We start from the raw sequence: 23591 nt of genomic DNA on the forward strand, positions 1-23591 counted from the left end.
GTCCGCTGCTTGGCTGCGCGCACCATTGTGGCGCCTGCAGTGACCCAACGGGTGCAGACGCACACCTTGGGCCGCCGGCAGCTCGGGGCTCTGCTGCACAGGCACCATGCAGACCTACTCCTTGGCAATGACACCGTCGGTCGCACCGACGTCTTCCGCATCGGGCTCGGCCTGATGACCTGGACCCAGACCGACGAGGTTCCCCGCGACCAGTTGGAGGCCACGGTCAGGGCCGCCCTCGACGCCGGGGTCAACCTGTTCGACACCGCCGACGCCTACGGCGCAGCCCACCGCAACGGCGCGAAGGCCGCAGATCGCCCTGTGGCAGCACCATCGACCCGACCCGAAGGTGCCCTACAGCGAGGTCATCGGCACCCTGAAGCAGATCGCCGACTCGGGCAAGGTGCGCATGGTCGGGCTCTCGAACGCTGATCCCGGGGGCGAAGCGACCCGAGTCGATCATCGACTCGGCAGCCGCAGCGTCGCTGGAGCTCACTGCGGATGAACTGGACGCGCTCAACCGCGACTGACTGCCAGCGGAGGAGGAGCGCGAGGTCCACCCGGCCATGGCTGCCCTCGGCCTGGCCGCGATGCCATGGAGCCCGCTGGCACGCGGCAAGCTCACCCGTGCCTGGGATGCCGAGACCACCCGATCGGGCACCGACGAGATGCAGGGCGGGCTGTACGACGAGTCGTCCGACAAGGCGATCGTCGAGGCGGTCGCCGCCATCGCCGACGCGCGTGGCGTCAGCCGGGCGCAGGTGGCGTTGGCCTGGGTGATGAAGAACCCGGTGGTCGTCGCCCCGCTGGTCGGCATGACCAAGCCCCACCACCTGACCGATGCGGTCGCCGCGCTCGACCTCGAACTCACAGAGGACGAGATCACCCGGCTCGAGTCCCCCTACAGCCCCAGGGCCCACCTGATGAGCCAGATGTGACCCTCGGACGAGGTGGGGGCGACCTCGCGACGCCAGGTCGGCCCCCGCCTCATCGGTCACGATGGCGCGTGGGACGATCGGGGCGTGACCAACCCTGAACGTCCCTGGCTTCGCCACTACCAACCCGGCGTCCCCGCCGACATCGTCGCCCCCACCGACTCACTGGTGCACATGTTCGAAGGGTCGGTGATCGCTGCCGGTGACGGCGTCGCCACCGACTTCTTCGGACGCACGACCAGCTACACCGACCTCGGCCGGCAGGTCGAGCGGGCCGCCGAGGGCCTGCGCCGTCTGGGGGTGCACGCCGGTGACCGGGTGGCGCTCGTGCTGCCGAACTGCCCCCAGCACCTGGTCGCCTTCTACGCGATCCTGCGGCTGGGTGCGGTGGTGGTCGAGCACAACCCGCTCTACACCTCGCGTGAACTGCGCCACCTGTTCGAGAGCCACGGCGCCCGGGTCGCGATCTGCTGGGACTCCGCGGTCGAGAAGCTGCAGGCCTTCCCCGCAGACGTGGCCGTGCAGACCATCGTCGCGGTCAACCTGCTCGACGAGTTCCCGCTGGTCAAGCGGCTCGCGCTGTCGCTGCCGGTGCCCAAGCTGCGCAGGACGAAGGCGGCGCTGACCACGCCCACCACCGGCACCATGGCTTGGAGGCAGTTGCTGGCGGCGCCGGCGATCGCCGCCGACCACCCTCGTCCCGAGCTCGACGACCTGGCCGCGATCCAGTACACCTCGGGCACCACCGGGCAGGCCAAGGGCGCGATGCTCACCCACCGCAACCTGCTCTCCAACGCGCTGCAGGGCGAGGCCTGGATGCACGGCGCCGAGTACGGCAAGGAGGTGTTCTACGCGATCCTGCCGATGTTCCACGCCTTCGGGCTGACGCTCTACGTCACCTACGGCATCCTCAAGCAGGCCCGGCTGGTGATCTTCCCCCGCTTCGACGTCGACATGGTGCTCGACGCGGCGAAGAAGACCCCACCCACGATCTACTGCGCGGTGCCGCCGATCTACGAGTCGACCGCCAAGCGCGCCAAGGAGCGCGGCATCGACCTGTCGAGCGCCAAGTACTGCATCTCGGGAGCGATGAACCTGCCTGACGAGACCGTCGAGTTGTGGGAGTCGGTCTCGGGTGGGCTGCTGGTCGAGGGCTACGGCATGACCGAGTCGTCACCGGTGGCACTGGGCAACCCGTTCCACCCGAGCCGACGCACCGGCACGATCGGCATCCCCTTCCCCTCCACCTACATGCGGGTGGTCGACCCCGACGACCCCACTCGCGACGTCGAACAGGGCCAGCCGGGTGAACTGCTGCTCAAGGGGCCGCAGGTGTTCGCCGGCTACTGGCACAACGACGACGAGACCGAGCGCACGCTGCTGCCCGGCGGGTGGCTGCGTACGGGCGACGTGGTGGTGGTCGATGCCGACGGCTTCACCTCGATCGTCGACCGGCTCAAGGAGTTGGTGATCACCGGCGGCTTCAACGTCTCACCGTCTGAGGTCGAGGCGATGCTCACCACCCACCCCGACGTGGTCGAGGCCGCGGTGGTGGGACGACCCTCGCCCCAGGGCGGTGAGGACGTGGTGGCCGCGGTGGTGTTGCGCGAAGGGGTCGAGTTGGACGAGGCCGCGCTGCGCGAGTTCTGTCGTGGTGGGCTGGCCCGCTACAAGGTGCCGCGTCAGGTGGTGGCCGTGGAGTCGCTGCCGAAGTCGATGCTGGGCAAGGTGCTGCGCGCCCAGGTGCGGGCAACGGTGAGCCACGCTCAGTAGGTCACGCCGTAGTCGGGCACCTCGACGGCCTCTCCCCCACGCAGCGCGGACTCGTGGGCGCAGATGCCCGGGGCGGTCCAGGTGGCCGTGGTCACCGATCCGGTCGGGGCTGAGTTCGGCCGAGCCGGTGCAGCGCACCTCGGAGTCGGCCAGGGTGGTGCCCATCGGCACCGCCGAGGCGCAGTGGCGCCCGGAGTTCAGCACCGCCAACACCTGGTCGTGGTGGAACCTGACCGGGCTGACCACGTGGACGGCCTGCCAGGCGGTGCCCTGGAGCGCCTCGTCGAGGGTTTCGTAGCGCTCGGTGATGCCGAACTGGGCGCCCACCTCGTCCAGCAGTTGTCGATCCGGTTCGACCACGCCCACCCGCCCGACCTCAGGATGGGCCTGGTGGATCGGGACGAAATCTCGTCCGAACCCCAGCCCGACCACCAGGACGTCGAGGTCGCCGCTCACCTGCCCCTCCTTGCCTGCTCAGACCACGGGGACGACGTAGGGACCCTCGGGGATCACCGCCACCGCGGGGTCGCCGCTGCGCTCGATGCTGGCAGCGATGGCCACGGCGAGGTCGTCGATGACTTCGACACAGGCCAGCTGTTGTTGGTCAGGGGCGATCCTTGCCCCGAACAGTTGGATGCGGGCGCGCAGCATCGCCTGAGCCAGCATCTGGGTCTGCCACTCGTCGATGTCGGCGAGCCGCTTCGGGGTGATCTGTTCGAGGAAGGGCTTCGGTCCCAGCGCCGCCAGGCGGGCCTGCGACTCCGCGAACTCCGGCGAGCCGAGGCCTTCCTCGCACTCCGACACCATGATCAGCGTGCCGCCGGGTTCGAGGATGTCGAGTGGGGTCACCATGCCCTTGACGGTCTGGTAGTAGGTCTTGTCGAGCGGGTAGCCGGCCGACGAGGTGACCACGGTGTGGAAGCGTCGTGCGACCGCAACCTCGCACAGTCCAGCGGCGAAGTCGACCGCCACCTGGTGTGAAGCGATCACGTCGCCGAAGGTGACCTGCAGCAGGCGACGCTGTTCGTCGATCACCGTGCTCAAGGCGTAGATCTCCCCCACCGCGGCCACGATCTGGAGTTGCTCCTCGTGCAGCGGGTTGCCGGCGAGGTTGCACTGGATGGCCAGCGGGTCGGCCATGAACCGGTGGGAGTGGAAGGTGCGGATGGTCTCGTGGCCGGCGACACCGGGGGCCACCACCTTGCGACCGCCCGACCAACCGGCCATGAAGTGCGGCTCGATCAGGCCGGTGACGATCCTGAGGTCGGCCTCGACGAAGAGCCGGTTGAGGTGGATCGGGGTGCCCCGGGTCGACGTGCGACCCAGGTCGACGAGCATGGCCTCGTCCCTGGCGAAGTGGTTCCCGATCCGGACATTCGCCACCACCCACGGGTCGCCGACCAGCTCGTCAAGCTCAGGGCCGAGGTTGGGCCGGTGGAGACCGGTGGCGACCAGGATGGTGATCGCCTCCAGCGGAATGCCTGCTTCGACCAGGGTCTCGACCATGGGGCGCAGGAACAGGTGGTTGGGCACCGGGCGGGTGATGTCACAGATCACGATGCAGGCACTGGCTCGGCCTTGGGCCAGTTCTGCCAGGGGCCGGCTGCCGATCGGGTTCTCGAGCACGTTCCGCACTGCCGCGGACGGGTCGGTGAGCGGAGTGGCCGGCGGCTTGGCGATCGACGTGAACACCGCGCCCGGCACGTCGGGCACGAGCACGTCGCCACGCCCGTGCAGCACGTGTGAGGTCATCGGTCACGCCTTTCGTGGACTCGGGTCAGCAGTCGGTCAGGCCTCAGGCTAGTCGCTGTCAAGGCTGCCAACCTCAGGTGGACCCTGCGCGTGACAGGTTCAGGGAGTCGACCCCAAGGGCAGGTGTGTGATGGAGCGCAGGACGATGCTGCAACTGTCAATGGTGGCTGCCCTGGCGTCGTGCTCAGGCGAGGTGCCACCTCGTCCGTCGGCACCGCCGGCAACGGCTGGTACGGGCGTGAGCGCGGCCAGATCGACCGCTTCGGCCACGCCGTCGACTGCCTCCACGACCCCCTCCGGGCTGGTGGAACAGGCGCGGCGGCTGTCGTCCATGTACGACTACGACGCAGCGCTGACCATGCTCGAGACCGACGACTCGCCCGAGGCCACGCAGACACGTGACGAGGTCGAGGCGGCGAAGAAGTCAGCGGTGGTCTGGGCGGACAACTCCACGGTCTCGCACATCTTCTACCACTCGCTGATCGTCGACCCGGCCCGGGCGTTCGCCGCCAGCAACCCGACCCGTCAGGGCTACGCCGAGTACATGGTGACCCAGCGCGAGTTCGAGGCCCAGCTGCGCCAGATGCATGAGCGAGGCTTCGTCCTGGTGCACCCACAGCGGCTGGTCGCGCCCGACGCTGCGGGCGTGATGCGCTACCAGCCGGTGCTGCTGCCCCCCGGCCGCACGCCGCTGGTGTTGTCGGTCGACGACGTGTCGTACTACGAGTACATGGCCGGTGCGGGCTTCGCGAGCAACCTGACCATCCGCGACGGTCGGGTGACCAACACCTACGTCGACGCCCGGGGCCAGGCCCACCACGGCGCCTACGACGTCTCGACCGTGGTGGACGACTTCGTTCGCGACCATCCCGAGTTCAGCTACCGCGGTGACAAGGGGACGATTGGCCTCACCGGCTACAACGGTGTGCTCGGCTACCGCACCTCGGTGCGCCAGTACGGCAACACTGCGGCGACTCGCGAGCAGCAACGACTGGCCAAGGCCGTGGCGGATGCCATGAAGGCTGATGGCTGGCACTTCGCCTCGCACACCTGGGGCCACATCAACCTGTGGAAGTCGTCCGCGGGCAATGTGGCCTGGGACATCGAGCACTGGGCGAGTGAGGTGCGCCCGATCATCGGCCCCACCGAGGAGTTCATCTTCCCCTTCGGGGTGGACGGTTATGGTTCGGTGGCCTTTGAGCGCCCGGGATCGAAGTACCCGCAACTGCTCGAGGCCGGGTTCCGCCACTTCTTCCCGATCGACTCGACCAGGTCGTCGTGGACGCAGCTGACCCCCGAACTGTGGCGACAGATGCGGATCGCCGTCGACGGCACCTCGATGAGCTGGGCGCTGGGGAACCCCAAGAACCCCCTGCACCAGTTCTTCGACGTGAAGTCGACGATCGACCCGGCACGACCCGCGTAGGAGCGCTTCAGCTGGGCGCAGACTCCAGCAGCAGCCGATTGAGTCGTTGCTGCCAGCCGACGTTGCCCCAACCGGGATGGTGCGGTGCCGAGTTCGACCCCAGCACGACTCCCCAATATCCGAGGTCGATCGCACGATCAACGGCGAACTCGGCGATGGCCGATCCCAACGGACCGTCCTCGTAGTCGCTGTGCAGGGGGGTGTAGCCGATCCAGCCCTCGCCGATCACTGCGGGGATGCCGTGGCTCGCGGCGAAGCGTGCGACCGCGTCCAGCTTGTCGGCGATGGCCCAACGCATCGCTTCGGCGTAGAGGTGGTGGTGCTCGTACAACCAGCGATCCCACAACCGCGGATCCACCTGGTCGTAGGAGTAGAACATCGCCGGGGACACCCCGGTCGCGTCGTAGCGCCACTGGGGCACGTGACCGGTCGACTCAGGGCCGAAGGCGGGTGCGTCCTCACGCAGCAACGAGCAGAGGTTGGCGGTCGGGTACTCCGGCGGGAGCGACCGCACACCCGCCCACCGTTCGAGGGCCCCCAAGGTGCCGTAGACGTAGATGTGGAAGTGGGCCACGTCACCGTTCGTGGCCGCACTGTCCATGTCCAGGTACGGAGTGATGCCGTAGCAGGTGGTCACCATCACCCCCGGCAGTTGCTCACGCAACCATTCGATGGCGGCCTCGTTGTGGGGCTTCTGGGACCAGTAGGGGTCCTGGTCACCGCCGGTCACGTCGCGCAGCCGCGACAGGTCGACCTCGTTGTGCAGTTCGACGTAGGCGATCTGGTCGCCCAGGCCGTGCTCGGTCAGGTGCTCGACGAGGCGTACCAGGCTGCGGGCCAGGGCGAGGTGCCGCTCCTGCGGCGGCACGGCCATCAGGCTGCGGTACCAGGCGTCGTCGGCCGAGAAGGCGGGCGACTGCTGGTACTCCCACGACGAGATGATGACGACGACTCCATGGCGTCGAGCCGCCTCGAACAGGTTGCGCAGGCGTTCGCGTCCGTCGAGCTCGACCCCTCCGGCCACGTTGTACCACCGCGTGCCGTGCCCCACACCCGGCCCCATCTGGCTGACTCGCAGACGCGACCATTCGAGCTGGTCGTCACCGAAGAGCAGGTGCGGCATGGCACAGATGCGCACCGTGTTGTAGCCACGCTCCACCGCCTGGGCCATGGCCTCGTCCAAGTCGTGGAAGGGCTCGCCCGGCCCCGCCTGGGTGAACCAACTGAAGTCCCACAAGGTGATGGTCAACCTCGACGGCAGGCGCTCCGGTCGCTGGGTGGTCGTGCCCGTCATGCCCTGAATCCCGTCAGGCCCGGATGAGTCCCCATGGCTGTCAGCGTAGGAGCGCCGGGCCTGGTCGCCCAGCCTCGAGCAGCGCAATCGTATGGACGAATCGATCACCGCTGGGGCACCACTGGTCGGGGCGACAGGACTCGAACAGTGCGACGGCCGGGGCGTGCTCCGCTGCTGACTACCAGTTCTTCCAGCAGGGATCGTGCGTATTCAGGGGTCGTGGCTCTTGCGTGTCTCCGGTTACGGATGGGTCAGAGTCTACGACCCTGTTCGCAATGATCTATCCCGCGCAACGCCTCAGTCCAAGATCTCACGCGCGCTCAGGATGCCGGGCCCCAAGCCCCAGACTCTCCAAGTTCCATCCGGCACACGCACCAGAGTCAGGAAAGTCACGCTTGTGCGGAATGCCGCGAAGGCTTGTGCGACCGCGGACGGTTCCGGAACAAACCTCATGACGGCGACCTGTTCGGGAGCGTCGACGAGTGGGATCACCCGCGAGGCCGGAGCCCTGCCCTCCAGGTGCTCGCGCGCCCACTCGTAGTCACCCCACGCGGACGGATCGTACGTGAGGTGGTGCACCGCAGGGTCCCGCTCAAGAAGCGCCAGCCACCACAACAACGTCACTTGCGCCGGGTTTGTGATGTCGCCGGGGACACCGTAGGCGGCGAGCGCGTCATCCTCGTCTGCTGCCACAAGTGCCGGGACTGGCGATTCGTCCTCGTCGCCTAAGCTCGCGGCGTCGTTCGCGAGCGTTGCGAAGGTGGGGACTGTTGCGGCCAGACCCGCGAAGTACTCGGCCACCGTCGTGGGCGGGCGCCGGTTCCGGAGTGCATCCTCGCGCAGCACTTCAAGCACTCTGTCGCGCTGCTCAACCAAGAGACTAGCCAAGAACGAATCAGGATGCTCCACTGACAGCGCGAACGATTCCGTGGACTCCGGAGGGAAGTCCTTCACGTTGAAGGTCAGCAGGACGTCTGCGCCGCCGTGGACCGCAGCAGCCAGGACGTGCCGATCCTTCGGGTCGCAGGACAGGCGAGGAATCAACTCCTGGTAGCCATCCACGGAGGCCTCGTCGTCGAAAGCCTCGCGCATTGCTGCCACCCGCTGCGTGGCCCTCTCGTGGGTCATGCCTTTGAGCTTTGGGAGATTCCGCTCGACTTCGTCCAGGATCTCGTCCGACCACAGCGGGGCGATCAGCCCCGCCTCGGCTAGGGACAACAGGCATGAGGTGAGCCGGATCGGCACCAAGGTGCACGCATCGAGCAGCACGACAGGCGCGCTCATCGGGTGCGAATCACCTCATCGGCGGCGGTGTCAGCATCAATGTCTTGAGCCAGCTCTGCGATTGCCCCACGCCGTTTGGCGGCCCGCTCCACCAGGTAGCGCTCCACTTCGGACGCCCGTACCTTGCGATGTACTCCCACGCCAGCGGACTCAAGGATCCCCCGGTCGATGAGCCTGACCACAGTCATGCGGCTGACGCCCAGGTGGTCTGCCACGGCCTGAGTACTCAACAACGCGTCCGCCGGCAGGATGACCACCTCGGGTGACGTCTCCAGCACTTCCAGCAGCCGCAGGAAGGGTTCGCGCGCAGCATCGTCTGCTACGGCATTCAAGGCGTCGTGGAGTTGCCGCGCCGCATCGTCGGCCAATACACCACTCATGACACGGATGGTACCCGAAACACCCAAAACGCACACCTGCCTTCAAGCCCGACGCCGCACAACCGGCCTCGCGGATGCGATGCCTTGCAGGGCGCTCCATCTCACCGGGCCGGTGATCGGCACACCGAGGAAGCCGACTGCTAGTCGCATCTCCTGGGACGCCACAGCGGGCCGGCTTCTTCCTGGTCCACCTCGTCGGACCCGACTCCGGCGACCAGCCCGGGCGAATCAGGCTGGACTCTTACGGGCTCCAAACGTGACACCGCCTATCGAGACCTATGGATCGCCAACGCTTGGAAGTCGCCGCACCGCCAGCCCCGGGGATGTCACGCAGCAGTCCCGGGACGAGCTGGATTGAGACTGGATCTGGCTGCACCAAGCTGGCTGTCCCACGCGGCGATTCGCGGCCAGGTCTTGGCCATTAGGTGGGGCTCGTCCTGACGTGCGGCCCCCACCGAGCCTCACACGACGATTTGCTGTCCGCTTGCCAGGGACGCCCGCCGCGCCGGACACCACCCGGCACCCCGGTCCCTCAGCGTTCGTCCATCGGTCTCCGTTCCGCTCATCCCATTCGGTCGTCAAGTCTGACGCTCCTCGCCAGCGTCTCCACGGACGGTGCCACCGCGTCCGAAGTGCCTCGACATCTGACCCCGTCAGCGAGGCGTCCACGGCGTCCGATACCGGCCTCGTTGTCCCACAGCAGCCGTTTCGGGACGCCACCGAAACGCTGCAACAACAACCACATCCCCGCCAACAGATCACCGGTACGACGGCTGGGGACCATCACCGCCTCGATCCGGCGGGAATGCGCCGCGACCATCACCAACACCGGCACCCGACCCCGCAACCTGGGCCCGAGACCAACGTCCACGGGCGGGAACCACAAGTCGCACTGGACCTGCTCCCCCGGGCGGTGGACGAGCCGATCCGCCGGATCAACCCTGCGGACCCGCCGACGTGTCTCCGCGACGTTCTCACGGAACCAGGTGATCGACCCGTCCCAACCGACCCGCTGCGCCAACACCGTCGCCGGCATGTCCGGGAACTCACTCAGCAACACTCGCACTGCCGGTTCGACCCGGGCCCAGGCTGACTCGACCGGCGGGCGAGCCTTGTAAACAGGCGGACCATCCGAGGCCAACGCCTTCGCGACCGTCTTGCGAGCCACCCCCAACCGCTTCGCGATCGCCCTACCCGACAAGCCCTCACTGGCATGCAGATACCGAATCTCGGCCCACACATCCACGCTGATCATCCCTCCATCGTGATCGCGTGGCCCCCTTTTCAACCGTCGTTACTGGCTCCCTTTTCGACCGTCGTCGACACTGGGTCCTCCTGGCGCATAGGCTCGCACTATGGCGCGTGTGAGGGTGCTCGGGGCAGGTGTCGTTGGATCGGTCTACGCGGCGCTGCTGGCCGACGCCGGTCACGAGGTCACCCTGATCGCACGAGGATCGAGACTCGTCGACCTGCGCCGCCATGGACTGCTCGTGGGCCTCGACGGCCGGATCCTTGCGCCCGACGTGGCCGTGACGAAGTCACCGGAAGTGACAGACTCCGACGTCCTGCTGGTCGCCGTTCGCGGTGACCAGTTGGCTGCGGCCCTGGACGACATCGCAGCCAGCCCGGCTGGGTGGGTCTGGATGTTCACCAACCCCCTCGAGCTGCGCAGTGACGTGGAGGCTCGCCTGGGCCGCGACCGGCTGGTCTGGTGCTTCTCCGGTGTGGGCGGCGGCGTGAAGGACGGGCAGGTGACCGCCCACCGGGTGGGGCAGCAGCCCACCGTGGTCGAGGGCGGGGCAGCCGGCTCCAAGTTCGCGTCGCAGCTGCTCGGCGCGATCGACCCCCACCTGCGGACCGAGCCGGACATGCACGCCTGGTTGGACACCCACACGGTGTTCGTGGCCGCCATGGCCGCCCTGGTCCTGGAGCAGCCCTTGGAGACGCGATCACAGCGAGTGCGCGGCGCTGTCCTGCTGGTTCGGGCCATGCGACAGGCCTTCGACTCCCTCGAAGCGCAGGGGGCTCGCATCACACCGCGCAACCTGCGGATGATCTTCGGCCGGGTGCCCCTGCCGATCGCCGCCCTGTACTGGGCTGCGCAGCTGTCACGACCCGTCGTGCAGGTGTCCATGCTCCCCCATGCCACCGCGACCCGAACCACCGAACAGCGGGCCGTGGCCGCTCACGCCCTGGACCTCGCGGGCCACGGCCGCGGCCTCTACCGCCAGCTGCTCGCTCCTTTGGTCGGCACCTGAGCGGGTGCTCGGAACGCACTACTTTGCCGCGATGGGACGCTCAGGCAGATGCACCTAGGGAGAGGGCTTTCGCCATCCGCTCGACGCCTTCCCGGATGGTGGCGGCATCATTGGTCACGAAGGAGAGGCGCATCGTCGCGGGGTTCGGATCGACAGAATGGAAGGCGGCGCCAGGCACCCCAGCGACACCGGTGTCGACGGCCTTGGGAAGCAGCGCGGCAGTGTCGGCGTTGGAGTGCAGATCGAGCCAGCAGAACATGCCCCCCCTCGGGCCTGGGGAGCGTCGCTCCTGTCGGTAGCACATCGGTGAGGGCATCGACCATCACGTCGCGGCGCTCGCGATAGGCCTCGGTGACAATCTCGAGGTGACGATCCAAATCACAGCACTCGAAGTACCGCGCGATGGCGAGTTGGTCGGGCACCGGGGACTGCAGGCCGATGGCCTGCTTGGCGACCGACAGGGTGCGCAGGATCGGGCCTTCGGCTCGGATCCAGCCGACGCGGGCGCCGGGGGCGATGATCTTCGAGGCGGAGTTCAGCAGGATCGTCGGGCTGCCATGCCACCGAGTGTCGCGATGGGGGGCATGGGTTGCCCGCTGTAGCGCAGCGCGCTGTACGGGTCGTCCTCGACGAGCGGGGTCTTGGTGTGCTGGAGGACTTCTGCCACGGACTGGCGCCGAGGCAGCGTCATGGTGCGGCCGGTCGGGTTCTGGAAGGTCGGGATGAGGTAGATGAACTTGGGTGGTGGAGCTCGATCTCGGCGGCGAGATCTTCGGGGTCGATGCCGTCGTCGTCGGTGTCGACTGGCACCAGGTGTGCGCCGGCCAGGGTGAAGGCCTGGATCGCGGCGAGGTAGGTGGGCTGCTCGACGAGGACGACGTCGCCGGGGTCGAGCAGGGCTTGGGCCGTGAGGAAGATGCCCTCCTGGCTGCCGGAGGTCACCTGCACCTGGTCGGGCGTCGTCGGGAGGTCCTGGAAGAGTCGGAGCGCTGCCTGCTCGCGCAGTTCGGGCTCACCTTCGGTGGCTGCGTACTGCATTGCGCGCCGGCCCTGGTGGGAAAGGACATAGTCGTAGCTGGCAGCGATGTCGTCCAGCTCGAACAGGGTGGGATCGGGGATGCCTCCGGCGAAGGAAATCAGTCGCCGCGGGACAGGATCGCCAGCAGCTCGCGGACCGGGGATGACGTGACCGTCGCGAAGCGGTTGGCCAGAGGGAACTCGAATATGGTCCATGCGTACCAGAGGGGTACTGGGCCGCGGTTGTCATCCCATCCAGCCGGCCATGAAGTGGCGCCCTTTCGCTGCGGGCTGCGGGGCGTACCTGCTCAACTTTCGGGCGTCGATTTCAGCTCAGGTTTCGGCCGCCGTGGACAGAGGCTGACCCATGAGCTTCCGAACGCCGTTTCGTCGCGCCGCCATCTCCTGTTGGTGGGGTGTCTCGTCATCGAGGGAGGCGGGCACCCAGCGAGGGGGCCGCTCGACTCCAGATCACGTGAAGCGCCGGGCCGGGCGCCATTTGCTGTCGGCGCCCGGCCCACTCGTCACCATACGAGGTCGACCCGATCCCGGTGGGCCTGCTGCATGCGCTCGGTGAGGTCATTCACGGCGAGGGTGCGTTTGATACCGTCCCGGCCGTCGGTGGCCTGCACCATGGCTTGCGCGGCCTCGCGCTCACCAATGACGACCACGACGCTGGCGCGCACGGTGCGAGCCTCGCGAATGCGACTACCCAGACTCCCCTCGCGGCGCACCTCGACCCGAAGCCCATGTCGCCGCAGTACCCGGGCAGCCTCGTCGGCCGCTACGTCCTGGGCCTCGCTGACAGGCAGGACGACAGCTTGGACGGGCGCCAACCACAACGGCAGGCGGCCTTGGTAGCGCTCCATGAGTGAGGCGACGACGCGTTCCATGGCTCCGACGGTTCCACGGTGGATCATCACGCACCGCTGTTTGGAGCCGTCCGCGTCGACGTAGGTGAGGTCGAAACGTTCGGACTGGTTGAAGTCGAGCTGGGCGGTGGCGATGGTCTCCTCGTGCCCACGGCCATCGCGGACCTGCACGTCGAGCTTGGGACCGTAGAAGGCGGCCTCCCCATCGGCTTCGACCAGGTCGATCCCATGGTCGGCGAGCACCTCGAGGGCGGCGGCGCGCAGCGCGTCCTGGTGATGGTCCCATTGTTCGGCGGAGCCGAGCCACGCGTCGGAGTCGTCGCGCTTGGACAGCCGGACATAGTCGACGGGGAGGCCGAGGATCCGCTGGGCCCTGAGCGCGGAGCGCAGAGCCGCGGCGACCTCGGTCTGGACCTGGTCGGGGCGGCAGAAGACGTGGGTGTCGTCGAGGCTGATCTGGCGCACACGCTGGAGGCCGGACACGACGCCGGAGCGTTCGGCGCGGAACATCGGCGCGAGTTCGTTGAGACGGATCGGCAAGTCACGGTACGAGCGCTGGTCGCACGCGTAGACGAGAGCGTGGTGGGGGCAGTTCGCGGGGCGCAGCACGACCTCATCCTCACCAAGCCTCATGGGCGGGAACATGTCCTTGCTGAACTTGGTCCAGTGACCGGAGCGCTCGAACAAGGCACGTTTGCCCAGGATTGGGGTGCGGACATCGAGACAGCCATCGTCGTGGGCGATGTCCTTCGCAAGGCGTTCGAGTTCCTCCCGGATGGCTGCCCCGGCCGGCAGCCACAGAGGCAGACCGGATCCCGCCAAGGGATCGGTGGCGAAGACGTGCAGGTCGTGGTTGAGCTCGCGGTGATCGAACAGGTCATCATGTTGGGACATGGAGGGTCTTCCTTCGGGTCGTGACCACGAAGTGCCCCTACAGCCCCCAGACATGACGAAGGCCCCGGATCACTCCGGGGCCTGGTGGATGCTGCGTTGTGTCAGGACAACGCGTCCGCCGGGTCCAGGCGCAGCATCCGTGGGCCAAGTCGGTACGCCGGAAGCCTCCCGTCAGAGATCATCCGACGCACCGTCTTGGGGCACACCCCGAGACGCCGCGCAGCCGACTGCACGGTCTCGACCTCAATCTCTCGCCGTGGATGCTCCATGCCCGCCCAAGCCGCCACGCGCTCTCTCGTGATCGACACCTACTCGGATGCGCCATCGCCACCGCGGGCCAACTCGGCCAATCGCTCCGCCAGGAGTTGTTCGCGCTGCCGGCTGGCGTGCTGGTAGCGCATCGCCATCTGGGCCGTCGTGTGCCCCATGCGCGCAATCAACTCGGCGGTCGTGGCGCCATTCTGGGCGGCCATCGTGGCAGCAGTGTGACGCAGGTCATGGAACGTGAGATCGTGCCGATCCATCACGTCACGTGCCTGGTCAAAGGCATACCGCAGCGCCTTCTCACTCATCGGCAGCTCACCGCGTCCAGGGAAGAAGTACGCAGAGCGCGCCCTCCGCTCCCCCAGACCTGCACGCCACTCACGAAGCGGCGACAGCAGGTGCGGCGGGATTCCGACATCCCGGATCGCCGCAGGTGTCTTGGGCGGGCCAACGATCACCTGCCCCTTGATCCGCGTCACGCCCTGACGAACGTGGATCCACCCGGTCGCGGTGTCGACGTCCCTAACCCGAAGCGCGCGCACCTCCCCAGAACGAAGCCCACACCACGCGGCCAACAGCACGGGAAGCGCCTGCCCCGGCGGCAACCGATCGGCCACACGGTTGAGCTCGGCCACCGTCGCCGGCTGCATCGCCCTGGTGGTCTTGCGCCGGCCCGCCGAACGGATGCGGCAGGGATTGGCGACAATCAACTCCTCGTCCACACACACCGCCAGCAAGGACTTGAGCAGCGCGTACGCGTGGCTTCGTTGCACGGCCCGTTCCGGCCCCATCCTGTCGAACCACGCGCGAACCTGTTTCGGCGTGATCGACGCCACCGCCTGATCCCCAAACTCGGGAAGGATCAGCCGATCCAACAGGCTCTCGTATAGAGCCCTCGTCCTCGGTGTCAGATCACGTCGGGCCACCTCGTCGCGGGCCAGGTCTCCAAACACGACCTCCACCGGAGCCTCCTCCTTCACCAGCGCGGGCTGGGGAGCCACCAGAGCCTGCCACTCACCCCGGCTGATCGACCGCTCCACGTCGACGAGCCAACCTTCGGCGTCGATCTTGGCCACGAAGGTGTGATCTGCCGAGTGCACCTGACCATCTGGCCCTAGGTACCGAGCACGCCACTTCCCAGAGGGAAGCTTGTCCAACCGTCCGAAGCCCCGTTTGGAGCGCCCGCGGCGCGTGGAGCGTTTCCCTTGGGGGGAACGCAAGTCACTGGCGTTTCCCGCATCGCTGGTCGGAGATGAGGTTGTCCGCTTCGTCGTCATGTCGAGCCTCTCGTCGTGGGAGATACGTGGGAGATGAATGTCCCCACAAGTCCCTCGGAGGCCCCTTGGTGCTCATCGGACCGACACATGGAACAAGGCGTTCCCCCTAGTCAACTTGGAGAAACGCCTTGTCAGATGAAGCTCTTGAATTGGTCGGGGCGACAGGACTCGAACCTGCGGTCTCCTGCTCCCAAAGCAGGCGCGCTAGCCACTACGCTACGCCCCGGTCGCCGATGGACGAGGTCCGCTCGGCTCGTCCACTGTAGTGGACCCGGTGACGACAGCGACAGCGAGCACCGCGCGGGGGATGTCCTGCCGCCCAGGCCAGCCCTTCCCCCGCCCGACAATAGAGTTCCCCCACCAACGTTGGTGCGGGACCTCGATTTTCGTGCGGGGGAACGTGTTTCAGCGGTTGCGTCCCCGACGACCACCCTGACGACCACCCGGGGTGGCGCCCTGACCGGGGTTGACCGGCTCGCCGGGCATGTCACAGATGCCGTCGCGGTTGGCGTCGGCGCGGGGCTGTCCGGTTCCGCGCTGTCCCATGCCGCCAGGCTTGCCCTGTCCCATGCCGCCGGGTCGATCGTCGGGTCCGTTGCCGGGGCCCTGGCCGCTGCCGGGCTCGGGCAGGGACTTGCCCACGGCGACGGTGGTGAATGCCTGCAGGTGCTGCTCGGAGGCCTTCAGCAGCCGGCCCAGCACATCCTTGACCAACTGCTCCGAGACCTCGGCGATGGTCTTCTAGAGGTCGGCGATGTCACGGTTCTCGAGCTCGATCGACCCCGACCGGATGGCCCAAGTGGTCACCAACCTGGTCGGCAACGCCATCCGGGCCACCGACCCGGGCGGATCGATCACCGTGCTGTGCCGACCGGACGGCAGGGGAACCCTGCTGTCGGTGACCGACACCGGGGTGGGGCTCGACGCAGACGAGTTCGAGAAGGTGTTCGAACGCTTCCATCGGGCCGAGGGCTCACGCAGGGGTGACGGCTCAGGCGTCGGGCTGACCATCGCCCGAGGCATCGTCGAGGCCCACGGCGGCACGATCACGGCCTCGTCCGAGGGACGAGGCCTGGGCTCGACCTTCACCGTCCGGCTGCCCGCACCGAATCGCGGTCTCAGCACCCCGCGCTGAAGAGCACCCAGCCTCTGTCGGCGACCTGGGCCGCGACGGCGCAGGCGCTGGATGCTCCCGCAACCGCGTGCACGGGTGCCCCGCTGGCCAGGATGGTCGAGGTGCGGTCGGGCGACGGCTGGCTCACCACGCCGTTGGACGACGCGATCTCGGGGATGCTGCACCACACGGTGAACAGCAGGGGCCCAACCGCCTGAGGAGATTCCTCGGTGGCCTGGTAGTCGCGGCCCTGCCATCGCACCATGGCTCCGAAGTCCTCGGCGACGCCCCCGGCGACCGGAACGAGGTGCGGGCACTCACCGGGCAGCGTCGTGCTCGGGACGACGCCGGGGCTTGGCCCTGGACTCGTCGTCCGTGAGCCGACCAGCTGCGTACCGATGGCCAGACTCACAGCCATGACCAGCGTGACGGCCGCAATCAGTGGCCCGCTGCGGCGGGAGTGGCCTGGCCCGAACGACATGGCACCCACGCTACGCGCGCTCGCCCGGCCGTTCCCCGCCTTCCCCCGCACTCCAGCGGCGCACCGCCCTGGTGGACGGTGCGCCGCTGGTGATGTCGCTGGCGACGACTACCGGGTGTCGCTGTGCGCTGCCTCGTTGGCTGCACGACCCGCCTCGAGCCGGGCGACCGGCACGCGGAACGGGCTGCACGACACGTAGTCGAGGCCGACCTCGTGGAAGAAGTGCACCGAAGCGGGATCGCCACCGTGCTCACCACAGACACCCAGGTGGATGTCGCGACGAGCAGCGCGGCCCTCGCGCACGGCGACCTTGACCAGGCGGCCGACACCGTCGATGTCGAGCGACTCGAACGGCGAGACCCGGAAGATGCCCCGGTCGAGGTACTCGCTGAAGAACTCCGCCTCGACGTCGTCGCGGCTGAAGCCCCACGTGGTCTGGGTCAGGTCGTTGGTGCCGAAGCTGAAGAACTCGGCGACCTCAGCGATCTGGCCAGCGGTCAGGGCTGCACGCGGCAGCTCGATCATGGTGCCGATCAGGTGGTGCACGTCGACGCCGGACTCCTCGGCGACCTTGGTGGCCACCTCGTCGATCTCGACCTTGATGCTCTCCAACTCCTGCACCGCACCGACCAGCGGGATCATGATCTCGGGACGAGGATCGCCGCCGGCCTTGATCCGCTCGGCCGCAGCCTCGAGCACCGCACGGGCCTGCATCGCGAACAGACCCTTGGTGACCAGGCCGAGGCGCACACCACGCAGGCCCAGCATCGGGTTCTGCTCGTGCAGGCGACGGACGGCGGCCAGCAGGCTCTCGTCCTCCTCGGTCTCCTTGTGGTCGTGCTCGTCGACGGCCACCTTGACGCTCAGCTCGACCAGGTCGGGCAGGAACTCGTGCAGCGGCGGGTCGAGCAGGCGGATGGTGACCGGCAGCCCGTCCATGGCCTCGAAGATCTCGATGAAGTCGCCACGCTGCAGCGGACGAAGCTCTTCGAGCACCGCACGGCGCTGCTCCGACCCCGGGGCCAGGATCAGCCGCTCGACCAGCTCACGCCGGTCGCCGAGGAACATGTGCTCGGTGCGGCACAGACCCACGCCCTGGGCGCCGAAGCGGCGGGCACGAGCGGCGTCGGGGCCGTTGTCGGCGTTGGCGCGAACCTTGAGCCGGGCCTGCTTGTCGGCAGTCTTCATGATCCGGTCGACAGCAGCCACGAGCTCGTCGCTGCTGGGGTCGAGGGTGCCCTCGAAGTACTGCACGACCAGGCTCGGGGCCACCGGCACATCGCCGGCGTAGACGTCACCGCTGGTGCCGTCGATCGAGACCACGTCACCCTCGACCAGCACCGTGCCGTCGGGGCAGGTCATCTGGTTGCGCTTGGTGTCGACGTCGAGCTGCTCGGCGCCACAGACACAGGTCTTGCCCATGCCGCGGGCGACCACGGCAGCGTGGCTGGTCTTGCCGCCACGGCTGGTCAGGATGCCGACCGAGGCGATCATGCCGTTGAGGTCGTCGGGGTTGGTCTCTCGGCGAACCAGGATGACCTTCTTGCCCTTCTTGGCCCACTCGACGGCAGCCTCGGACGAGAACACGATCTGACCAACAGCCGCACCCGGGGAGGCGTTCATGCCCTTGGCGATCCGGTTCTTCGGAGCGTCGTCGTCGAAGCTGGGGAACATCAGGTGCACCAGCTGGTCACCGGTGACGCGGTTGAGCGCCTCGTCCTCGCTGATCAGGCCCTCGTCCACCAACTGGGTGGCGATCCGGAAGGCGGCCTGAGCCGTGCGCTTGCCGACGCGGGTCTGCAGCATCCACAGCTTGCCGCGCTCGACGGTGAACTCGATGTCGCACAGGTCGAGGTAGTGCTCCTCGAGCTGGTGCATGATCTCGAGCAGACGGGCGTGCGCGGCCGGGTTGAGCTCCTGCAGTGCCGACAGCGGCATGGTGTTGCGGATGCCGGCCACGACGTCCTCGCCCTGTGCGTTCTGCAGGTAGTCGCCGTAGACGCCGGGGTGGCCGGTGGCGGGGTCGCGGGTGAAGGCGACGCCGGTGCCGGAGTCGTCACCGAGGTTGCCGAAGACCATGGTGCACACGTTGACGGCGGTCCCGAGGTCTTCGGGGATGCGCTCCTGGCGACGGTAGATGATGGCGCGCTCGCCGTTCCACGACCGGAAGACTGCCTCGGTGGCGGCGTCGAGCTGGTTGCGCGGATCCTGCGGGAAGTCGGCGCCAGTGGTGTCCTTGACGATCTGCTTGAACTGCTCGACCAGGGCCTTGAGGTCGTCGGCGGTCAGGTCGGTGTCGAGCGTGACGCCCTTGCGCTCCTTGGCGTCGGCCAGGGCGTCCTCGAACAGGTCGCCGGGCACCTCCATGACCGTCTTGCCGTACATCTGGATCAGGCGGCGGTAGGAGTCCCAGGCAAAGCGCTCGTCCTCGGAGATCTTGGCCAGGCCGTTGACCGACTGGTCGTTGAGGCCGATGTTGAGGACGGTCTCCATCATGCCGGGCATCGAGAACTTCGCGCCCGAGCGCACCGACACCAGCAACGGGTCGTCGGGGTCACCCAAGGTGCGACCCAGCGCCTGCTCGACGCGGGTCAGGTGGTCAGTGACCTGGGCATCCATCTCCGCGGGTACGGCACCCTCGGCCAAGTAGGCCTTGCAGGCCTCGGTGGTGATGGTGAAGCCGGGGGGCACCGGAAGACCCATGTTGGTCATCTCGGCAAGGTTTGCACCCTTGCCACCCAGCAGGTCCTTCTGGTCGCGGTTGCCCTCGGAGAAGGAGTACACATATTGCGTCATGTCGACCTCGTTGTCGGGTTGTGAACTTGGCCCCTACCCTAGGCAGATCGATTTTCCGGGGTGCCCCCGGGGTGCGGACTTTCATTGGACGGGCGGTGGTGCCCGCGGGGCTCGTCAACCGACCGCACGTCCAGCCGTAGCGGCGCGCCGTCGCCAACCATGCGGTGATCGCCTCAGGCCAGTGTTCACGAGGCCCCAGCGGGTCACCGGCGGCCAGGCAGACACCGGACTGCACACGCCCCGCGATGGCTGCGGACCGCGTGGGTGAGGTGATCAGGGTCTTGTCGCGCCGGGTGGCGAGATAGCCCAGGGAGTCCTCGGAGTTCTGCTGCACCAGCGTGCGCACGGTCAGTTCGTCGGACGGGGGCAGCTGTGCGCGAGCCCGCTGCGAGCGCATCAGCGTGAGCAGTGCGGCCCGCAGGCTGATCGCCGCGAGGGTGCCCACGGCCATGGCGACCCAGTGCGGCGTGGGCAGCGGGCCGCCAGTCGAACCAGTGACCAGACGCCGGATCAGCCTGGCCAGGCGCGAGCGCGGACGACCGGCCCCGCCGGCAAGGTAGGTCAACAGCCAGCCGACCGACCAGGTCACGGCCAGGCCTGCCAACAGCACGAGCAGGGCGGCGCGCCGGTTGCCGGCGACGGTGTGGGCGCTGAAGTCGCGCCGCCGAACGATGAGCAGGCGAACCTGCTCTGGGCGAGCTTCCCCTGAACGAACTTCCCCTCAACGAACTTCCCCTGGGCGAGCCTCTGTGGGGGGCGTGCACCGGTCACGGCCTCAACTGTTGCACCGTCAGGGGCTCGCCCCAAGAGCGTGGTCGCATGTGTTGACAGTGTTGGTCACCACAGCCAGGCGGATGCCTCGTGATCTGGGTGCTCGGCGAGCAGTCGGGTGCGCACGGCCTCGACCTGGGCGGGCATCGGCAGCAGGGATCCATCGCCCAGGTCCCAGTGTTCGGGAGCGTGCTCGAGCACGGCCAGGAAGGGGGCCACCAGGTCGGGATCGAGGGTCTCGACGGGCAGACCTCGCCCGGTCAGGCCCCACATCCGCCACACATCTCCGGTCGGGTGATCGGCGCCGCTCAGGACGGCGAGTTCGGCGCGTCGACAGGTCGGCGCCGGGCGGTGGTCAGCCGCCGCGGGTGCGGGTGGGGGTGGGGGCGGGCTCGGCTGTGCACCGTGGACGAGCAACGCCGTCCACGCCCGGGCGTGGGCCAGCACGGCGCCCGCCTCGGGCGACATCCTCACCAGGGCCTCCTCGACCAGGGCGGCATGCTCCGGTCTCGCACTGGCCGCCAACAGGTTGGCCGAGAGCGCCACGACCAGTGGGGGCACCGTCCCGGGGCGGTGGAGCACCTCCTCCAGGTGTTGCTCTGCCCCCTCGAGGTCGCCCGCCCGCAGTGCGTTGGCCACCGCTAGCGCAGTCCCAGCGGCCGGCTCGTCGTGGTCAACGGCGTCCGCGCGTCCCCACACCAGCACTCGGCTGCTGGTGGCGGCTTGGTGGACGTCGATGGTGTGGGCGCCGGACAGCAGGGTCACCACTGCGGCGTCCTCGTCCTGCACGACGGTCAGGGTGCGGCTGTCGATGCCGGCAGCGGGCAGCGGGAGGACGATCTCGCTCCCCGGGTCGCCGCTGGTGTGGGGTGGGTACCAGGCGGGCAGCAGGCCGGCCAGGTCGGCCGGGGTGCGCACCCAGCGCGCGGTCCAGGTCAGTCGCCGGGTGATCCGGCTGCCGCGCAGGTTGATCGGTATGCCGTCGAGTGGGTGGCCCCAGTCGCCGACGCGCGGTTGGGCGGCCAGCACAACGGCTGACCCGTCGTCGCGCCCGGGTTCGAGGACGAGGCCACAGTGGCGCACGTCGACCCGGTAGTGCTGCGTGGGCCACTCGCCCTCGACCACCAGCCTCGGCCCGGGGACCGTCAGGTCGTCCGTGCTGCGCAGGTCGAGCAGCAAGGCCCACTGGTCGTCCTCGACCAGCCACTCGACGCTGACCGTGGCGCTCCCCCACCGCCAGGTGCCCGGCCCCACGGGTTGCCAGGGCGCGTCGAACTCGACACCGATCCGGTCGGCGAGCACAAGTCCGCTGTGCTGGTCGAGCACCGGACCGAGGTCGGCACCGAGCGGGTGCAGCGCGATGCCCTGCCAGACCAGCGGCTCGTCGAGTGTCCGTTGACTCAGTGGCGGCGTTGGCATCGTCCGCACCAGTACAGGTTGCGCCCCTCGAGCAGGCGGGTGCGCACCCGTGACCCGCAGACCCAGCAGGGCAGGTCGGCACGTCGGTAGACGTACACCTCCCCGCCATGGCGGTCGACGCGGGCGTCTCGTCCCATCGCCTCGGGGGTGTGTTCGTCGGTGACGGTGTCGATCCGGCCGTCCTGCACCCCCAGCGCCATCAGGGCCACCAGGTCGGCCCAGATCAGTTCCCAACTCGAGCGCTTGAGCTTGTTGCCCGGGCAGGCGGGATCGATCCGGTGCCGAAACAGCACCTCAGCGCGGTAGATGTTGCCCACCCCGGCGGTGATCCTCTGGTCCATCAGCAGGGCGGCGATCGGCTTCGACGAGCGGTGGATCCGCTGCCAGGCGACCTCGGGGTCGGCGTCCGCGCGCAGCGGGTCGGGCCCGAGCGGTGCCACCACGGCGTCGACCTCTGCGGGTGACTGCAGCACGCAGGTCTGGGGACCGCGCAGGTCGGCGGCGGTGTCACCGTCGGTGATCCGCAGCCGGACGAGGCCCTTGACCGGTTCGATCGGGCCGACCCGCAGCTTGCCGATCAGGCCGAGGTGGATCTGGATCGTGGCCGTGTCGACCGGCGCGTCGAAGTCGATGAACAGGTGCTTGCCCCAGGCCTGGGCCCCGCTGAGCACGTGGCCGTCGAGCAGCACCGCGGAGTCGGCGAATCTGCCCTGGGGTGAGGTGACCTGCACCGTCCGGCCGGCGAACGCGGCGTTGACGGCGTGGGCGAGCCGGTGGATGACGTGGCCTTCGGGCATGCGGGTCAGCCTAGTCTGGGGCCATGGGTTCCGACCGCCGGGCGAGCGCCCCCGAACCGCGCGAACTGCCGCGCGAGTTCGGCCACGACGGCATCACCGGCCTGGTCGGGTGGGACACCGGGGTGCGCACCCGCGAGGTCAGTCGTCCCAGCGAGGACGACCATGCCGCTGCCGCGGCTGTGCTGGAGCAGCTGTTGGCCAGAGCTCAGGGGCGACGTCCCCGCTGAGCGCCGGTCAGCTCATGAGGCGTCGAGCGAGCCGGTCTGCTCGTAGCGGGTGAGCAGGTCGATCCGGCGGGCGTGGCGCTCCTCGTCCGGCCACCGAGTCTGGAGGAAGGTCTGGACGATGGCCAGCGACTCCTCGGGGCTGGCCATGCGACCGCCGAGGGCGATCACGTTGGCGTTGTTGTGCTGGCGGCCCAGCCGAGCGGTGTCGGTGTTGTAGGCGAGGATCGAGCGGATGCCCTTGACCTTGTTGGCGGCGATGTTCTCACCGTTGCCCGAGCCGCCCAGCACGATGCCCAATGATTCGGGATCAGCAGCCACGGCCTCGGCGGTGGGGATGATGAAGACTGGGTAGTCATCGGCGTCGTCGTACTCCAGCGCCCCGTGGTCGACGACCTCGTGGCCGAGCTTGCGCAGCTCGGTGACGAGGTGGTTCTTGAGTTCGAAGGCGGCGTGGTCGGTGCCGATGTGGACTCGCATGGCGCCCAGTGTGTCAGGTCAGGGCCCTTGTTCGCCTTTCCAGCTCCTGCTCGGTCTGGGGGCCTGCATCCAGCGGCGACTAG

23 protein-coding genes, 1 tRNA gene and 3 pseudogenes are annotated in these 23591 nt (G+C 68.3%); 8 read left to right on the plus strand and 19 right to left on the minus strand.

The window, feature by feature from the left end; translation table 11 throughout:
* The first annotated feature begins 39 nt into the window (after positions 1–39).
* The 4 genes from IE660_RS04885 (at position 40) to IE660_RS04895 (ending at position 2708) form a co-directional block, all read left to right on the plus strand.
* Complete coding sequence (locus tag IE660_RS04885) at positions 40–432, plus strand: aldo/keto reductase (protein ID WP_203567211.1); 393 nt, start codon at positions 40–42, stop codon at positions 430–432.
* Entirely contained in the window at positions 368–505 is a 138-nt protein-coding gene (locus IE660_RS16535; protein ID WP_407928997.1) for a hypothetical protein, read from the plus strand. The genes IE660_RS04885 and IE660_RS16535 overlap by 65 nt, the downstream gene beginning before the upstream one ends.
* Positions 506–566: 61 nt before the next feature.
* Positions 567–938: an aldo/keto reductase gene (locus IE660_RS16120; protein ID WP_203567212.1), complete on the plus strand. Its 372-nt coding sequence runs from the start codon at positions 567–569 to the stop codon at positions 936–938.
* An 84-nt stretch (positions 939–1022) separates the two neighbouring features.
* Positions 1023–2708 carry a long-chain-fatty-acid--CoA ligase gene (locus IE660_RS04895; protein WP_203567213.1) on the plus strand — a complete coding sequence of 562 codons (1686 nt, stop codon included), beginning with the start codon at positions 1023–1025 and terminating at the stop codon, positions 2706–2708.
* A 201-nt stretch (positions 2709–2909) separates the two neighbouring features.
* Here IE660_RS04895 and IE660_RS16540 read toward each other — a convergent pair.
* Together IE660_RS16540 and IE660_RS04905 are read right to left on the minus strand one after the other, a co-directional pair.
* Positions 2910–3164, minus strand: a pseudogene (locus tag IE660_RS16540) (Gfo/Idh/MocA family oxidoreductase); the annotation flags it as partial.
* Positions 3165–3182: 18 nt separating this feature from the next.
* Positions 3183–4460: a nickel-dependent lactate racemase family protein gene (locus IE660_RS04905; RefSeq protein ID WP_203567214.1), complete on the minus strand. Its 1278-nt coding sequence runs from the start codon at positions 4458–4460 to the stop codon at positions 3183–3185.
* A 331-nt stretch (positions 4461–4791) separates the two neighbouring features.
* Between IE660_RS04905 and IE660_RS04910 the strand changes: the two genes are divergently transcribed.
* Positions 4792–5886 carry a polysaccharide deacetylase family protein gene (locus IE660_RS04910; protein ID WP_203567215.1) on the plus strand — a complete coding sequence of 365 codons (1095 nt, stop codon included), beginning with the start codon at positions 4792–4794 and terminating at the stop codon, positions 5884–5886.
* A gap of 7 nt (positions 5887–5893) precedes the next feature.
* Here IE660_RS04910 and IE660_RS04915 read toward each other — a convergent pair whose 3' ends face one another.
* The 4 genes and pseudogenes from IE660_RS04915 to IE660_RS04930 form a co-directional block, all read right to left on the minus strand.
* Positions 5894–7180 carry a cellulase-like family protein gene (locus IE660_RS04915; protein WP_203567216.1) on the minus strand — a complete coding sequence of 429 codons (1287 nt, stop codon included), beginning with the start codon at positions 7178–7180 and terminating at the stop codon, positions 5894–5896.
* A gap of 297 nt (positions 7181–7477) precedes the next feature.
* Positions 7478–8464: a PIN domain-containing protein gene (locus IE660_RS04920; protein WP_203567217.1), complete on the minus strand. Its 987-nt coding sequence runs from the start codon at positions 8462–8464 to the stop codon at positions 7478–7480.
* A complete protein-coding gene (locus tag IE660_RS04925) occupies positions 8461–8844 on the minus strand; it encodes a helix-turn-helix domain-containing protein (RefSeq protein WP_203567218.1) in 384 nt (127 codons plus the stop codon). The genes IE660_RS04920 and IE660_RS04925 overlap by 4 nt, the downstream gene beginning before the upstream one ends.
* A 646-nt stretch (positions 8845–9490) precedes the next feature.
* Positions 9491–10090 (minus strand): annotated as a pseudogene (locus IE660_RS04930) (DDE-type integrase/transposase/recombinase); the annotation flags it as partial.
* A gap of 109 nt (positions 10091–10199) precedes the next feature.
* Here IE660_RS04930 and IE660_RS04935 point away from each other — a divergent pair.
* A complete protein-coding gene (locus IE660_RS04935) occupies positions 10200–11102 on the plus strand; it encodes a ketopantoate reductase family protein (RefSeq protein ID WP_203567220.1) in 903 nt (300 codons plus the stop codon).
* A 40-nt stretch (positions 11103–11142) separates the two neighbouring features.
* Here IE660_RS04935 and IE660_RS04940 read toward each other — a convergent pair whose 3' ends face one another.
* The 7 genes from IE660_RS04940 to IE660_RS04970 form a co-directional block, all read right to left on the minus strand.
* Positions 11143–11361, minus strand: a complete 219-nt coding sequence (locus IE660_RS04940) for a hypothetical protein (protein ID WP_203567221.1) — start codon at positions 11359–11361, stop codon at positions 11143–11145.
* A 428-nt stretch (positions 11362–11789) separates the two neighbouring features.
* Positions 11790–12335 carry an aminotransferase class I/II-fold pyridoxal phosphate-dependent enzyme gene (locus tag IE660_RS04945; protein WP_203567222.1) on the minus strand — a complete coding sequence of 182 codons (546 nt, stop codon included), beginning with the start codon at positions 12333–12335 and terminating at the stop codon, positions 11790–11792.
* Positions 12336–12643: 308 nt separating this feature from the next.
* Positions 12644–13885: a threonine--tRNA ligase gene (gene thrS, locus IE660_RS04950; protein ID WP_203567406.1), complete on the minus strand. Its 1242-nt coding sequence runs from the start codon at positions 13883–13885 to the stop codon at positions 12644–12646.
* 101 nt (positions 13886–13986) lie between these two features.
* Positions 13987–14154, minus strand: coding sequence for a helix-turn-helix domain-containing protein (locus IE660_RS16545; RefSeq protein WP_407928998.1), 168 nt, complete (start codon positions 14152–14154; stop codon positions 13987–13989).
* Positions 14155–14193: 39 nt separating this feature from the next.
* Positions 14194–15225: a tyrosine-type recombinase/integrase gene (locus IE660_RS04960; protein WP_203567224.1), complete on the minus strand. Its 1032-nt coding sequence runs from the start codon at positions 15223–15225 to the stop codon at positions 14194–14196.
* A gap of 351 nt (positions 15226–15576) precedes the next feature.
* Positions 15577–15652: transfer RNA gene (locus IE660_RS04965), tRNA-Pro, on the minus strand.
* A gap of 179 nt (positions 15653–15831) precedes the next feature.
* On the minus strand, positions 15832–16140 hold the full coding sequence (locus IE660_RS04970) for a hypothetical protein (RefSeq protein WP_203567225.1): 309 nt from the start codon (positions 16138–16140) through the stop codon (positions 15832–15834).
* Positions 16141–16180: 40 nt separating this feature from the next.
* Here IE660_RS04970 and IE660_RS04975 point away from each other — a divergent pair, with 40 nt between their 5' ends.
* Entirely contained in the window at positions 16181–16561 is a 381-nt protein-coding gene (locus tag IE660_RS04975; protein ID WP_203567226.1) for a sensor histidine kinase, read from the plus strand.
* Here IE660_RS04975 and IE660_RS04980 read toward each other — a convergent pair.
* The 5 genes and pseudogenes from IE660_RS04980 to IE660_RS05000 form a co-directional block, all read right to left on the minus strand.
* Complete coding sequence (locus tag IE660_RS04980) at positions 16545–17021, minus strand: hypothetical protein (RefSeq protein ID WP_203567227.1); 477 nt, start codon at positions 17019–17021, stop codon at positions 16545–16547. The genes IE660_RS04975 and IE660_RS04980 overlap by 17 nt on opposite strands.
* A 108-nt stretch (positions 17022–17129) precedes the next feature.
* Positions 17130–19817 carry a pyruvate, phosphate dikinase gene (gene ppdK / locus IE660_RS04985; RefSeq protein WP_203567228.1) on the minus strand — a complete coding sequence of 896 codons (2688 nt, stop codon included), beginning with the start codon at positions 19815–19817 and terminating at the stop codon, positions 17130–17132.
* A gap of 136 nt (positions 19818–19953) precedes the next feature.
* Positions 19954–20496, minus strand: a pseudogene (locus IE660_RS16550) (phosphatidylglycerol lysyltransferase domain-containing protein); the annotation flags it as partial.
* A gap of 158 nt (positions 20497–20654) precedes the next feature.
* Positions 20655–22007 carry a hypothetical protein gene (locus tag IE660_RS04995; protein WP_203567229.1) on the minus strand — a complete coding sequence of 451 codons (1353 nt, stop codon included), beginning with the start codon at positions 22005–22007 and terminating at the stop codon, positions 20655–20657.
* Positions 21989–22804 carry an Fpg/Nei family DNA glycosylase gene (locus tag IE660_RS05000; RefSeq protein WP_203567230.1) on the minus strand — a complete coding sequence of 272 codons (816 nt, stop codon included), beginning with the start codon at positions 22802–22804 and terminating at the stop codon, positions 21989–21991. The genes IE660_RS04995 and IE660_RS05000 overlap by 19 nt, the downstream gene beginning before the upstream one ends.
* Before the next feature lie 23 nt (positions 22805–22827).
* Between IE660_RS05000 and IE660_RS05005 the strand changes: the two genes are divergently transcribed.
* Positions 22828–23031, plus strand: a complete 204-nt coding sequence (locus tag IE660_RS05005) for a hypothetical protein (protein ID WP_203567231.1) — start codon at positions 22828–22830, stop codon at positions 23029–23031.
* Positions 23032–23043: 12 nt separating this feature from the next.
* Here IE660_RS05005 and IE660_RS05010 read toward each other — a convergent pair whose 3' ends face one another.
* Complete coding sequence (locus tag IE660_RS05010) at positions 23044–23508, minus strand: ribose-5-phosphate isomerase (protein WP_203567232.1); 465 nt, start codon at positions 23506–23508, stop codon at positions 23044–23046.
* Positions 23509–23591: the final 83 nt, after the last annotated feature.

It is taken from the genome of Aestuariimicrobium ganziense, from assembly GCF_015352975.1.
GTDB classification, from domain to species: Bacteria; Actinomycetota; Actinomycetes; order Propionibacteriales; family Propionibacteriaceae; genus Aestuariimicrobium; species Aestuariimicrobium ganziense.